Source organism: Microbacterium sp. APC 3901 (genome assembly GCF_030407765.1).
Lineage (GTDB): Bacteria > Actinomycetota > Actinomycetes > Actinomycetales > Microbacteriaceae > Microbacterium.
Genome location: NZ_JASDCU010000015.1, coordinates 63489 through 76991, shown reverse-complemented (window position 1 = coordinate 76991; position 13503 = coordinate 63489). Strand labels below are relative to the sequence as shown.

Genomic DNA, 13503 nt, shown 5'->3' with positions numbered 1-13503 from the left:
TTTCAGCATCCTCGATCGGATCGCGAGTCGACGAACCCGGCCCGCGGTCAGTCGGCGAGCATCCGATCCCGCACCTGCCGGCGCAGCACCTTGCCGATCAGCGAACGAGGAAGCTCGTCGACGACGACGATCCGCTTGGGCACCTTGTAGGGGGTCAGCCGAGTGCGGCAGAAGTCACGCAGCGCACCCGAGTCGAGTGTCGCGCCGTCACGCAGCACGACGGCGGCGGCGACCTCCTCGCCCCCGCTCGACCGGGGCAGGCCCACGACGGCGGCAGCCACGACGTCGGGATGCGCCTCGAGCGCATCCTCGACCTCGCTGGGAGAGACGTTGAACCCGCCGGTGATGATGAGCTCCTTGAGGCGGTCGACGATCGTCACGAAGCCGTCGTCCGACACCTCGGCGATGTCGCCGGTACGCAGCCAGCCGTCGGCGAGCAGCACATCGGCGGTGTCGCCCGAACGACCCCAGTAGCCCTGGAACACCTGAGGGCCGCGGATGAGCAGCTCACCCCGTTCGCCCGCAGGCATGTCGACGTCGGTGTCGGCAGGATCGACGACGCGGATCTCGGTGCTCGGGAACGGCACGCCGACCGTGCCGGGGCGCCGGCTGCGACCCATCGGGTTGCCGAGCGCGACGGGCGAGCTCTCGGTCATGCCGTAGCCCTCGACGAGCAGTCCCCCCGTGGCCTCCTCCCACCGCTGCACGGTCGCGACCGGGAGACTCATGGCACCCGAGATCGCGAAGCGGACCGTGGAGAGGTCGATGGTTCCGCGCGACGCGGCGCGCGCGAGCTGGTCGTAGATCGGCGGCACGGCGGGGAGGAAGGTGGGCGGACTCGTGCGCGCCGCCTTCGTGACGAGGCCGAGGTCGAAGGTGGGGAACAGCACGAGCTTCGCGCCGATGCTCATCGCGAACGTCAGGCAGAGCGTCATCCCGTAGGCGTGGAACAGCGGCAGCACGCCGTAGAACGTCTCCTCGCCGTCGACGAGTCCGGGCACCCATGCCCGACCCTGCATCGCGTTGGCGCGCAGGTTCGCGTGGGTGAGGATCGCTCCCTTGGGGTCACCCGTCGTTCCGCTCGTGTACTGCAGCAGGGCGGTGTCGCCGAGCGCGGGGCCCTCGACGCGGCGCGAGAGCGGACGATGGTCGACCAGCTTCTTCCAGGCCAGCGCGCGACGCGCCTTCGGAGCGGCCGTCAGCTTGGCCCTCGACGCCCGCGCCTTCGGGATGGGCAGCCGCAGGAGCATGCGCTGCGAGGCGGGCATCGCGGCGGTGAGGTCGACGCTCACGATGTGCTCGACCCGCAGATCCGAAGGGAAGTCCGCGATCGTGTCGACCGTCTTGTCCCAGACGATCGCGACCTTCGCACCGTGATCCTCGAACTGGTGCCGCAGCTCCCGCGCCGTGTAGAGCGGGTTGTGCTCGACGACGATGGCGCCGAGACGGAGCGCCGCATAGAAGGCAACGACATGCTGCGGGCAGTTGGGCAGCACCAGTGCGACCCGGTCTCCCTTGTGCACCCCCAGGCGCCGGAGCCCCTCTGCCGCGCGCAGGATCTGCTCCCCGAGCTCACGATAGGTGGTCACCGCGCCGAAGAACTCGAGCGCCGGCCGACGGCCGAACGTCGCGATGCTCGCGGACATCATCTCGGGCAGTGTCTGGGTCGGAGCCTCGATCTCGGCAGGCACGTCGTCTGCGTAAGAGGCGAGCCACGGCCGGGATTCATGCGGGTTGACGGACATGAACCCATCCTGCCTCCCACGGCTGTGAGCCGCCCCGGATCTGCGCCGCAGCTCGTCGTCTAGCTGTGCGCCACCACGACCCTCGCGACGGCCTCGCGCTCGGCATCCGTCGGCTCGGCGATCGCCATGCGGCAGTGCGTGTCGACGACATCGAGCACGCGGTAGGCCTCCTTCATGCGCGCCATGTCGCCGCCGATCAGCGACACGACGTCGTCGACGGCGGCCTGGGCAGCGGCGATCGCTGAGGCATCGCCGGAGCGTCCGGCGTCGGCCAGCGCTCGGAACGGCTTCGGCGTGACCGAGGAGACGCCCGACACGACGCCCTGGGCACCCGACTGCACCGCCGCGATCAGGTCACGGTCAGCCCCGGTGTACAGCTCGAAGTCGGCGGGGACCGCGGCTCGGTAGGCGGCGATCTCGTCGAGAGACAGCTCGCTGACCTTGGCACCCACGATGTTCGGCAGCGCGGCCAGGCGCGTCAGCAGCTCGACCGACACCGGATTGCCGCTGCGCGCCGGGTAGATGTAGACGTAGAGCCGACCATCGCCGACCGCGCCCGACAGCGCCTCGAAGTACCGGAAGATCGACTCGTCGGTGGCCCTCAGGTAGTACGGAGTGAGGGCGGCGAACTCGGTCGCGCCCAGCCCCTTCGCGATCTCGACCAGCCGCAGCGCCTCGAACGTGCTCGGCTGACCCACGTGCACGACGACGCGCATGCGATCCTTCAGCTCGGCCAGCGCCGCCTCGACGATCGCGGCGAACTCGGTCGCGTCGATGGCGGGGAACTCACCCGTGGTGCCGAGGATGAACGCCCCCTCGTTGCCCGATCGGGCGACGAAGCGGAAGATCGCTCGCGATCCCTCGAGGTCGAGTGCACCGTCGCTGTGGAAGGCGGTGGGCACGGCGGTGAGGATGTCGTAGCGGGTCACTTCTCGTTCTCCTTGGAGTTCTTGCGGGTCTTGCGCGTACGCCGCGCGGGTGCGTCGACGTTGCGGACGGTCGACGTGAGCAGGTCGGGGTCGGCGGCGAGTTCGCCGTGCGCCCTCTCGATCTGCTCGCGACTCTCGGCCTGGAGGATCGAGTCCTCGAGCGAGGCGCGCTCACCACGGGGCGTGCGAGCGGCGCGGATCGCCGGCATGACGATCGAGAGCACGGCGAGCACGAGCAGCACGATCGCGATCGGGCTCACCACCTCGAAGAACGGACGCGTCGGCAGGATCGCCAGGGTGCGCGCCAGGTTCTCTTCGGCGAGCGGCCCGAGAAGCAGGCCGAGCACGATCGGGCCGGCTGGCACCTGCATCCGCTTGAGCAGCACACCGATCACGCCGAAGACGAGCATGGTGACGACCGTAGAGAGGCTGTTCGAGGTCGCATACGTGCCGATGATGCAGAAGATCAGGATGCCGCTCCACAGATACGGCTGCGGCACATCGAGCAGCTTCACCATGCCCTTCATGCGCACGAGGCTGAGCACCAGCGACAACAGGGTCGCGACGAGCATGATGCCGACGATCGAGACGACGAGGTCGGGGCGGTTCGTGAACAGGGTGGGCCCCGGAGTGATGCCCCAGATGATCATCGAGCCGATCATCACGGCCATCACCGAGTCGCCGGGGATGCCGAGCGCCATCGTGGTCGTGAGCGAGCCGCCGAGCGTGGCGCTCGAGGCCGTGTCGGAGGCGGCGACGCCCTCGATCGAGCCCTTGCCGAACAGCTCGGGATGCTTCGACACCTTGCGGGCGCGTTCCCATCCGATGAGTCCGGCGATGTCGCCGCCGGCCGCCGGGATGAGACCGACGCCGAGTCCGACGGCACCGCCGACCGCGGTGGCCCGACCGCTCTGCTTCAGCTCCGAGCGGTTGGGCCACCAGCGCCCGAGACTCGAGATGGGGCGGACGTTGCTCTTGCGATACGTGAGCAGCTGGTCGAACAGCTCGGCGATGCCGAAGAGCCCGATGATCACGGCGATGAAGTTGACGCCCTCGACGAGTTCGAGCACCCCGAAGGTGAAGCGCTGGTCGGCCGTCGCGGCGTACGTGCCGACGGTGCCGAGCATGAGCCCGAAGAGGCCCGCGAGGATGCCCTTGAGCATCGACTTCGACGAGATGCCGATCATGATCGAGATGCCGAAGACGACCAGCGCGAAGAGCTCGGGCGACTTGAAGTAGTCACGGGCGAAGCTGGCGATCGGCACTGCGGCCACCGCGAACAGCACGAGTGAGGCCAGGATGCCGACGGCCGAGACGATCGCCGAGATGGTGAGGGCGAGCCCTGCCCGACCCTGCTTGGCCATCGGATAGCCGTCGAGGGTCGTGGCGATCGACGCGGGTGTGCCTGGGGTGTTGATGAGGATCGACGGCACCCGATCGCCGAAGTTCGCCGCCACGTAGATCGTGAGGAGCACGGCGAGACCCTGAACGGGCTCGAGCGTGAGTGTGAATCCCGCGGCCAGCGCGACGGCCATGGTCGCGGTGATGCCGGGGAAGGCTCCGACCATGAAGCCGAGCAGGAGCCCGACGAGCATGTAGAGCAGGATCGAGATGTCGAGGAGCGAGTTCAGCCCCTCCATGAGCGCGTTCACAGCGGAATCCTCAGGAGCATCCCGAACACGACGTAGACGAACGCCGTGACGGAGATCGAGTAGATGATCAGGCTGACCCAGCGACGGTGGCCGTAGAGCAGCATGAGAGCGGCCATCAGCACGGCCGCGGCGACCGGGAAGACCTCGATGCGGTAGCCGAACAGGATGACGGAACCCAGCGACCACAGAGCGATGAACGCACCGGTGATCACGAGGGTGGCGATGACCCTGACCATGCCGCCCGGCTGGATGCGCTCGAGATCCTCGCGCCCCGGCGCAGGCCGGGTGACGGCGAGTGCCAGGATCGCGAGCGAGATGACGACCGCCGTGACCGCGATGACCATGGGCCAGAAGCGGGCGTCGATCTGGCCGGGGAGGGCCTCCCGTCGCAGCGGGATCTGCGTCGCCAGGAAGAGATAGCCGGAGCTGAAGGCCAGGGCGACGGCCCCGAAGATGATCTCGAGCGGTCGTGAGGGGCTCGCTCCCTGGTGAGCGTCCTGCTCGATCGACGACGTGGCATCGGCGTGGGACATGGTGCTCCTTCCCTGGTCTGGCGTTCGGCGTCCGGCTGCGGGGTCGGCGGTACGGCCGACCCCGCAGCCCGGGCCGGTCAGCCCAGGAGTTCCTTGAACAGGTCGAACTGCTCGTCGACGAACGTCGTCCACTCGGCGGAGTCGCGGTAGACCACGAGGTTTCCGGCGTCCTTCTGGAACTGCTGGTAGCTGTCGGACTCGACGGCTTCCTTGACGGCTGCCTCGAGCTCGGTCTTCACGTCGTCCGGCAGACCCTTCGGGGCGTAGATGCCGCCCCATCCGCCGAAGACCACGTCTTCACCGATCGCCTCGTCGGCCGTCGGCACGTCCTCCGCGTCGGGGTGACGCTCATCGTTCAGGACCGCGAGGATGCGCACGGCTTCGCCCTGGGCGAGGGCCTCGCCCAGACCGGAGACCGCGGCGACGGTCTCGCCGGAGGCGGCGGCCGCGACGGCCGTGGCTCCGCCGTCGTAGGGCACCGGGGTGAAGGCGGCACCGGTCGCATCGCCGAGGCCGATCGTCGCGGCCTCCCAGATCGACCCGGCTCCGGAGTTGGCCACGGTGACCGCGCCGGACTCCGCCTGGGCGACCAGGTCTTCCAGCGTCTCGATCCCGCTGTTGGCACCGACCGTGACGACGCCGGGTGCCAGCATGATCTGGCCGAGGAGGTCGAAGTCCTCGGGCAGCACGTTCGCGCTCTGGGTGGTGTTGAGCATCGCGATCTCGACCGGGGCGAAACCGATGACGTAGCCGTCGGGGTCCTGCGATCCGACGTACTCCATGGCGAGGGCACCCGCGGCACCCGGCATGTTCTCGGGGATCACGCTGACACCGAGGATGCCTTCGAGCTCGGTCGCGAGGGCACGCGACGACAGGTCGGATCCGCCACCCGGGTTGGCCTGGATGATCAGGCGGATGTCGTTCTCCGGAAAGGTCGACGCGGCTTCCTCCCCCTCTTCGACCTTCGTGCAGGCCGACAGGACGAGAGCGGTGGCGGCGACGGCCGCGAGGGCGGCAGCCGCCCGGGTGATGCGCTTGCGGGGCATCTTTGCTCCTCTACGTGGGTCGACCTTGTTGTCGACCCACTGACCGTATCAGTGTTGACTGTTAACAGTCAACACTGATACCCCCACATCGTCCGCGACACGGTGTCTTCACCTCCCCAAGATGCCAGTATGAGAGCAGCGACGAGGGAGGCGGAGCATGTTCGACGAGCTCAGAAGACAGCAGGCGCTGGAGGAACTCGGGATCCTCGACACCCCACGGGATGAACGAGTCGATCGAGTGGCCCGGCTGGCCAAGCAGATGTTCGGCGTGCCGATGGTGAGCGTCTCGCTTCTCGACGGCGATCGCCAGTGGCGCAAATCCGAGATCGGCCTCGGTGGCGACGAGGCCCCGAGGCAGGATTCTTTCTGCGACTACACGGTCGGCCAGGACCGTACGGTCGTGATCGAGGATGCCAGCGCGACCGAGACCTTCGCCACGAATCCGTTCGTGGTCGGCGACCCGCACCTCCGGTTCTACGCCGGCCACCCGCTCCACGCACCCGGCGGAGAGCCCGTCGGGACGCTCTGCGTGCTCGACACGGAGCCCCACTCGTTCTCGGAGGCGCAGCGCGGCCTGCTCCGCGACCTCGCCTTCTGGGTGCAGAGCGAGATCGCCTCCGACGTCGAACTCGATCAGGCCACCCTGATCCAGAGCGCCCTGCGACCGCAGTCGATCCCCACCATCGCCGGTTACACGGTCGCGGGCGGCGGTGCCTCGCGCGGCCGCCTGGCAGGGGACTTCTACGATCTGCGTCTGCACGACGGGGCTCTGCGAATCACCCTCGCCGACGCGATGGGCAAGGGCACGGGCCCCGCCATCGTCGCCGCCGGGGTGCGCGCATCGCTGCGCACGGCTCCCGACCGCAGCATCGCCGAGGCGATCGCCGAGGCCGACCGCCTGCTGGAGGAGGACCTCTCGGAGACGACGATGTTCGTCACCGCCGTCCACGCCGAGCTGCAGCCCGAGACCGGCGATCTGGAGGTGATCGACGCCGGTCACAGTCTGGCGTTCATCCTGCGCAGCGACGGCTCGTGGGAGCACCTTCGTTCGACCGGCCTGCCTCTCGGAATGGGCACCGCACTGCCGGACCAGGGTGCTCGCGAGTCGCGGCGCACCCGCCTCGACCCCGGCGACGCGTTCGTCTGCTGCAGCGACGGCCTGCTCGACGTGCTCGACGCCGACGACCCGTTCGCCCACGTCGCCAGGGTGCTCGACACGCTCGGCCCGGACGGAGCGATCGACGAGGCGCTGCGGCTCATCTCGGATGACCGGGCGACCGACGACATCACCGTGGTCGTGGTGAGACGCGACGCATGACCGCCCGCTTCGCCGTCATCCGGGTCATCGCCGTCCTCTCCGTGCTCCTGGGAGTGAACTACGTCGCCTGGCGGTGGCTCGAATCGGTCAACTGGTCGGCGTGGTGGATCGCCGTGCCCCTCGTGATCGCCGAGACCTACAGCCTGATCGACACCTTCTTCTTCTGTCTGACGATGTGGCGTGCCAAGGAACGCCCGGCACCCGTCTCCCCGCCCCAGGGCACCGTCGACGTGTTCATCGCTACCTACGACGAGCCGATCGAGCTCGTGATGACGACGGCTCGCGCCGCCCGCGGGATCGCGTACCCCCACACGACCTGGATCCTCGACGACGGAGCCCGCCCTGAGCTCGAGCAGGCTGCCCGCGAGGCCGACATCGGCTACCTCACGCGCTCGGACGACTGGACGGGCAAGCCGCGCCACGCCAAGGCCGGAAACCTCAACAGCGCGCTGTTCGAGACCGACGGGGAGTTCCTCCTCATCCTCGATGCCGACCAGATCCCCGATCCGCTGATCCTGCACCGCACGCTGGGCTACTTCGCCGACGATCCAGAGGTCGCCGTGGTGCAGACGCCGCAGTGGTTCATCAACGTCGACGAGGCCGACCCTCTCGGCAGCCAGGCCCCGCTGTTCTACGGCCCGATCCAACAGGGCAAGGACGGATGGAACGCGGCGTTCTTCTGCGGTTCGAACGCGGTGCTCCGGCGCGATGCCCTGATGCAGTTGGGCATCATCGGCTACGTCCGCGAGGTGACCGACACCGCGGCCCGCGCGCTGCGCACCTCCGAGACCCTGATCGAGAAGGAGATGCGCTCGGCATCCGACCCGGAGCTCCGACGCGAACTCTTCGCCCTGCACGTGGCGATCGGCCGGAGCCGTCGTGATCTCGCCGCCGGCACCCCCGTCAGGGAGGTCGCGGATGCGGTGCTGGCCGCAGTGCACAACGCCTCGGTGATCCTCGTCGCCAAGGACCTCGCCGGCATCCGATCCGATCTCGCGGAGCTGGGATCGCTTCCGATCGCTCACGACGCGCAGCTCGATGCGATCGTCGTCGACGAAGTGGGCCTCACGGCGCTCGCCGACTCCGACCTCTCCCCCATCACGGCGCTGGATGCCGTCAGAGCGCTGCTCGACGCGCTCCGGCTCGATCGAGGTGGCGAGGCGCAGCCGATCCTCCCCCTCGCCACGATCTCGGTGACGGAGGACATGGCCACGGCGATGCAACTGCACTCACTGGGCTGGCGCAGTGTCTACCACCACGAGATCCTGGCCAAGGGTCTCGCCCCCGAGGACCTTCGTACGATGCTGACCCAGCGGCTGCGCTGGGCGCAGGGCACCCTGCAGGTCATGCTGCGCGACAACCCGCTCGCGAAGCGCGGACTGTCGATCGGACAGCGGTTGATGTACTTCGCGACGATGTGGAGCTACCTGTCCGGGTTCGCCGCCGTCGTCTACCTCACGGCGCCGGTCGTCTACCTCGTCTTCGGCGTGCTCCCGGTCACCGCCTGGTCGGTCGACTTCTTCGTGAGGTTCCTGCCCTACTTCCTCGTCAACCAGGTGCTGTTCCTCGTGGTGGCGAAGGGGCTCAGAACCTGGCGCGGGCAGCAGTACTCGCTCGCGCTCTTCCCGGTCTGGATCCGCGCCTGCTGGACGGCGTTCGCCAACGTCGTGTTCCACCGCCCCCTCACGTTCGCCGTGACGCGCAAGGACGGGCGGGATCCCCGCGGAGTCCCGTGGGGGCAGATCTGGCCGCAGCTGACCGCGATGGTCGTGCTCGGCATCGCACTCGTGATCGGTGTGACCAAGGTCGTCATCGGCACGGGCGACGGCACGGGCACTCTCGTCAACACGGTATGGGTGCTGTACGACCTCGTCGTGCTCAGCGTCATCATCCAGGCCGCCCGCTACCGCGGACCGGCCCGAACCCTCGAGGAGGAGAACCATGGATCTCAGAACTGACATCAGAGACGGCTTCGCCGTGATCGCCCTGTCCGGCCGCCTCACGGCGACGGGGGCACCCCTGCTGCGCAAGGCGGTCAACGACCTCGTGGCCGGTGGCGATTCCCGGATCGTCATCGACATGACCGAACTGCAGTTCGTCGACTCGTCGGGTCTCGGAGCTCTCGTCGGCGGGCTGAAGAGCGCCAGGGTCGCGGGGGGCGATCTGCGCATCGCCGCAGTACCCGAGGCGGTGCGGACGGTGCTGCACCTGACCAACCTCGACCGCGTCCTGCTCGACCACCCCACGCCCGAGACGGCGTTCGATGGGCGCTGACCGGCGCACCGCGCACGTCGCCGGTCTCGCGGGGCCCGCCTTCGTCGAGCATGTCCTCGACGCCCTCGACGCACTGTGGGAGGCATCTCCGCACGTGACCCCCGAGGACCGCACGCTGTTCGCACTGGCGGTCAGCGAGGTGTCGACGAACATCGCCGCGCACGGTGAAGCGGACGGCGAGCCGGATGCCGGCATCACCGTCGAGGTCGACATCGAGGTGGGCGCCGACGAGCTCGTCGCCACATTCGTCGACACTGCCGATCCGGCCAGGATCGACTGGGATGCGGTGGCGATGCCCGGTGTCGACAGCGAGAGCGGCCGCGGCCTGGCCCTGACGACCGCTGTGCTCGACGACTTCGAGCACAGCGGCGACGCCACCGGCAACACGTGGGTGCTGCGACGTCGTCTCGCGCCTCCCGCCTGAGCCCATCGCCGCGGTCGGTCAGCAGCCGCAGTCGGTCGGCAGCCGCCGTCAGGCCGGCCGGTCGGCCAGTTCGCTGAGCATCCGGTCCCGTGCGCCGTCGAGGTGAGCGGTGAGCACCGATGCCGCCTCCTCGGGCGTGCCTGAGCGCATCACCTCCATGAGCTTCATGTGGTCGTCAGATGACTCGTGAAGGTCGTCGTCATGGTTGATCGTCACCTCGAGGAGCGAAGCGAAGGTCGGCAGGTACTGGCTCCACGCGCCCTGCAGACGCGGATGGTCGGCGAGGACGTAGATCTCCGAGTGGAACTCGAGGTCGGCGGCGACGAATGCCGCATGGTCTCCCCTGTCGGCGGCGTCGCTCATGCGGTCGACCGCAGCCGCCATAGCCGCCCACCGCGCGTCGTCGTCGACCCTCATGGCACGCGAGAGCGCGAGCTGCTCGAGAGCGCCGCGCAGACTGTAGAGCTGATCCACGTCGTCCTGCGAGAGACCCGTGATGTACACACCGCGCGGACGCTGCACCTCGACGAGCTTCTCGAAGCTGAGCTGGGTGAGGGCGTCGCGGATCGGCCCCCTGCTCACCGAGAACTCCTCGGCGAGCGCCTCCTCGGTGATGCGTGCGCCGCGTGAGAGCTCGCCTCGGACGATGCGCTGACGCAGGACCTGCGCCACCTGCGCGCCGAGGGACTCTCCGCGCTTGACGGTCTGTGTCACGGTGACCTCCTGTTAACTGTTGACAGGATACACACCGACAGAGGGGGCGTCCCGTGGGACGCCCCCTCGTTCCGTCAGCTGAGCCAGGCGGGAACCCGGCCGCGCAGGAAGGCACGGTCGAGCGAGAATCGCCCGGCGCCGGTGAGCGCGAGAGCCAGCGCGGCCGCGCCGAGCACGGCCACGAACTCGTATCCGCCGTCACCCACCCAGAGCCCGGCAGCGAGGTGCACGAGCACGAGGGCCACGACCATGTCGATCGCGAGCAGAAGGCCGGCGAGGCGGGTGAAGAGGCCGAGCACCAGCAGGATGCCGCCGATCAGCTCGACGAAGGCGACGAAGGGCGCGGCGATCTCGGGCATGGGAACCCCCATGCCCGCGAAGCTGCCGACGGTGCCGGGGATCGTGTATTCGAAGATCTTCTGCGCTCCGTGAGCGGCGAAGACGGCGCCGACCACGATGCGCAGGACGAGCAGTCCCAGCGAGGCGGCGGCAGAGGGGGCGGTGGTGTTCGTCATGAGGAGATGTTCCTTCGTGGCAGGACACCGCGCGCCAGGCGCGGAGCAGGGGCTATCCCTGCCTCCACGCTATTCAGAGCACTTTTCCTTCTCCTGTGCGCATGTCGTCGTAGCCCCGACCGCTGCCGCCTTCCGTAGACTCGCCGGATGGGAGATGCGCCGTCTGGACGACGATGCGCTCAGCCGGGAAGGGGCACGAGGCGAGAGTGAGGGCACGATCGGCGTTCGGCGTGCTGCGCTTGGCCACGGCCGCAGTGTGCACCGTCGCGCTCGTGCACCGGCTGTTCTGGGGCCTCAGCTCGCGATCGATCGCGGGCGAGAACTTCTTCGCGTATCTGACGGTGCAGTCCAACTGCGCGCTCGTGGTGGTGCTGCTGATCGGCGCGGTGCTCGCCTTCATCCGAGCGAGCGATCCTCGCTGGTTCACGGTGGCCCTGGCGCTCGTGCTCACGTGGACCATCACGGCAGGCCTCGCCTTCGCGCTGATCGTCTGGCAGGCAGGGCTGCGCGGCATCCGGGTAGATGTTCCCTGGTCTGATCAGGTGCTGCACTTCTGGCTGCCGGCGTGCACGGCCATCGCCTGGGTGCTCACACCGGGACACCGCGGCGTGCCGTGGTGGGTGGTTCCCACGGCGCTCACCTTCCCCCTCGCCTGGGGCGGCGTCACGATGTGGCGCGGGCCGTCTGTGGGGTGGTATCCGTACTACTTCCTCGACCCCCGGCAGGTGTCCGGTCCTCCCGAGTTCCTGCTCACCAGCGCGGTGGCGCTGGCGATCTTCGCGCTCGTCGCGACATTCATCGTGCTGGTCAGTCGGATGCGACGACGCGGTCAGAAGCGCCCGGAGGTCTGAGTCCCGTTCGGGCCCGTGCGGGTCAGGCCGGTGCGGGTCAGGCCGGTGCGGGTCAGGCCGGTGCCGCGAGGAACGGCGCGAGCGAGGCGATCGCCGCCTCGAGCGCCTTCTGTTCGCTCAGCTCGGCGAAGGTGCCGGCCGCTTCTCCGCCGACGATGCCCACCACGACGTTCTCGCCGGTGGCCGGGGCGAGATTGATCCAGGTGCGGATCAGCGCATCGCCGCCGACGACGTGCCACAGCGTCGCAGCGGACTCGGCTTCCGTATCGGCTTCGGCTTCCGGCTCCGTTTCGGCATCGGTTTCGGCATCGGGCGCGGGTGCCGACACGATCAGGGGATCGTCGAAACGCAGCCAGACCGTCTCGATGAGTCCCATACCGAGCTCTGCGATGGCACCCCGATGCCCGAAGGGCAGCGCGGGAGCGAACTCCAGACCCTCGCCCTGCAGCACGCCGAGCGGCACCGTGATCAGGACCCGGTCGAACGACAGCGATTCCCCCGAGGCGATGCCGAGGCTGACGCCCGCCTCGTCGTAGGCCACGCGACTGACGGGCGACGACAGGCTCAGCTTCGCGCCCTCGAGCAGCTCGTCGACGGCCGGGGTCAGGTCGCCGAGAGGCGCCACCATCTCGGAGGCAGGGAGCCGCGGGGGGAACCACGTCGACGCGTCGGAGGCATCGGCCCCTGACGCAGCCGTGATCGAGGCGAGCAGCGCCGCGAGTCCCGGCTCCTCAGGATCAGCGCCCGCTGCCGTCAGCGCCTCCTCGAGAGACGAGTCGGTCGGCCCCTGCTGGGCGGTGGCGATCGCCGCCTGCACCGGTTCGACCGGCACCGGCTCGACGTCTCCGTCGGTCGACCGCCACAGCGCACCGGCGATCGGAGCCGTCCGGATGTCGCGAGCGTTGAAAGTCTCGAGCAGGACGTCGTCGGAGGAGCCGAGCAGCCAGCCGCCCAGTTGCGCGGGGAAGGGCCAGGCCGTGTCGTCGACCACCGAGTGCACGCGTCCGCCGACGCGGTCGCGCGCCTCGAACACCGTGACCTGCAGCCCCTCTGCGACGAGTCGGGCGGCGGCGGCGGCACCGGCGAGACCCGCGCCGACGATCGCCACGCGCTCACCGCTGTCGGCGGCACGCAGGACCTCGTCGGCGGCGCGATCTCCGGATCGGAGCGCGGCGGCGGTCGTTCCCGGCGCCTCGACATCGGTCGCTTCGCCCGAGAAGAAGAGCCGGCCGTCGATCGGCTCGGCCAGTGCCTCTCGGGCTCTGGCCTGCGTGCCGACCGGAGTGAAGCTCGCAGCGCCGAGCGCGAACGGGTCGGTCGTCCATGAGCTGCGGGCGAACGCGGCGGGCGTGATCGCCCCGGCGGTCGGCTTCGGAGTGGGCGAGCGGTCGGGCGTGGGCGACGGCGCCGGCTCGGGTGTGCAGGAGGCCAGAAGAACTCCCAGGACACCGGCTCCGGCGCCCATCAGCAGTGTGCGACGCGTCATCCTCATCGTGTCGCAA

13 protein-coding genes are annotated in these 13503 nt (G+C 69.1%); 5 read left to right on the top strand and 8 right to left on the bottom strand.

The window, feature by feature from the left end:
• Window positions 1–47: 47 nt before the first annotated feature.
• The 5 genes from QMA07_RS14295 to QMA07_RS14275 form a co-directional block, all read right to left on the bottom strand.
• Window positions 48–1745, bottom strand: coding sequence for a long-chain-fatty-acid--CoA ligase (locus QMA07_RS14295; protein ID WP_290162980.1), 1698 nt, complete (start codon window positions 1743–1745; stop codon window positions 48–50).
• A gap of 59 nt (window positions 1746–1804) precedes the next feature.
• The gene (locus QMA07_RS14290; RefSeq protein WP_290162977.1) at window positions 1805–2674 is read right to left on the bottom strand and encodes a dihydrodipicolinate synthase family protein; all 870 of its coding nucleotides are present in this window, start codon (window positions 2672–2674) and stop codon (window positions 1805–1807) included.
• Window positions 2671–4326, bottom strand: a complete 1656-nt coding sequence (locus QMA07_RS14285) for a tripartite tricarboxylate transporter permease (RefSeq protein WP_290162975.1) — start codon at window positions 4324–4326, stop codon at window positions 2671–2673. The genes QMA07_RS14290 and QMA07_RS14285 overlap by 4 nt, the downstream gene beginning before the upstream one ends.
• A complete protein-coding gene (locus QMA07_RS14280; RefSeq protein WP_290162973.1) occupies window positions 4323–4859 on the bottom strand; it encodes a tripartite tricarboxylate transporter TctB family protein in 537 nt (178 codons plus the stop codon). Before QMA07_RS14280 ends, QMA07_RS14285 begins: the two co-directional genes overlap by 4 nt.
• A 77-nt stretch (window positions 4860–4936) precedes the next feature.
• Entirely contained in the window at window positions 4937–5905 is a 969-nt protein-coding gene (locus QMA07_RS14275) for a tripartite tricarboxylate transporter substrate binding protein (protein ID WP_290162972.1), read from the bottom strand.
• Window positions 5906–6062: 157 nt separating this feature from the next.
• Here QMA07_RS14275 and QMA07_RS14270 point away from each other — a divergent pair, with 157 nt between their 5' ends.
• The 4 genes from QMA07_RS14270 to QMA07_RS14255 are packed head-to-tail and all read left to right on the top strand — an operon-like array spanning window position 6063 to window position 9921.
• Window positions 6063–7223: a GAF domain-containing SpoIIE family protein phosphatase gene (locus QMA07_RS14270; protein ID WP_290162970.1), complete on the top strand. Its 1161-nt coding sequence runs from the start codon at window positions 6063–6065 to the stop codon at window positions 7221–7223.
• Complete coding sequence (locus QMA07_RS14265; protein WP_290162968.1) at window positions 7220–9181, top strand: glycosyltransferase family 2 protein; 1962 nt, start codon at window positions 7220–7222, stop codon at window positions 9179–9181. Before QMA07_RS14270 ends, QMA07_RS14265 begins: the two co-directional genes overlap by 4 nt.
• Window positions 9165–9497, top strand: a complete 333-nt coding sequence (locus QMA07_RS14260; RefSeq protein WP_140038346.1) for an STAS domain-containing protein — start codon at window positions 9165–9167, stop codon at window positions 9495–9497. The genes QMA07_RS14265 and QMA07_RS14260 overlap by 17 nt, the downstream gene beginning before the upstream one ends.
• Complete coding sequence (locus tag QMA07_RS14255; RefSeq protein ID WP_290162965.1) at window positions 9487–9921, top strand: ATP-binding protein; 435 nt, start codon at window positions 9487–9489, stop codon at window positions 9919–9921. The genes QMA07_RS14260 and QMA07_RS14255 overlap by 11 nt, the downstream gene beginning before the upstream one ends.
• Before the next feature lie 48 nt (window positions 9922–9969).
• Here the strand turns inward: QMA07_RS14255 and QMA07_RS14250 are convergent, their stop codons facing one another.
• Together QMA07_RS14250 and QMA07_RS14245 are read right to left on the bottom strand one after the other, a co-directional pair.
• Window positions 9970–10635, bottom strand: a complete 666-nt coding sequence (locus QMA07_RS14250; protein WP_290162963.1) for a GntR family transcriptional regulator — start codon at window positions 10633–10635, stop codon at window positions 9970–9972.
• Window positions 10636–10709: 74 nt separating this feature from the next.
• A complete protein-coding gene (locus tag QMA07_RS14245; protein ID WP_290162961.1) occupies window positions 10710–11150 on the bottom strand; it encodes a DoxX family protein in 441 nt (146 codons plus the stop codon).
• Window positions 11151–11356: 206 nt separating this feature from the next.
• On the opposite strand from QMA07_RS14245, the gene QMA07_RS14240 reads away from it, so the two are divergent.
• Window positions 11357–12001 (top strand): Pr6Pr family membrane protein, encoded by a 645-nt coding sequence (locus QMA07_RS14240; protein ID WP_290162960.1) that lies wholly within the window; start codon window positions 11357–11359, stop codon window positions 11999–12001.
• A gap of 52 nt (window positions 12002–12053) precedes the next feature.
• Here the strand turns inward: QMA07_RS14240 and QMA07_RS14235 are convergent, their stop codons facing one another.
• Window positions 12054–13487 (bottom strand): FAD-dependent oxidoreductase, encoded by a 1434-nt coding sequence (locus QMA07_RS14235; protein ID WP_290162959.1) that lies wholly within the window; start codon window positions 13485–13487, stop codon window positions 12054–12056.
• Between the last annotated feature and the right edge of the window lie 16 nt (window positions 13488–13503).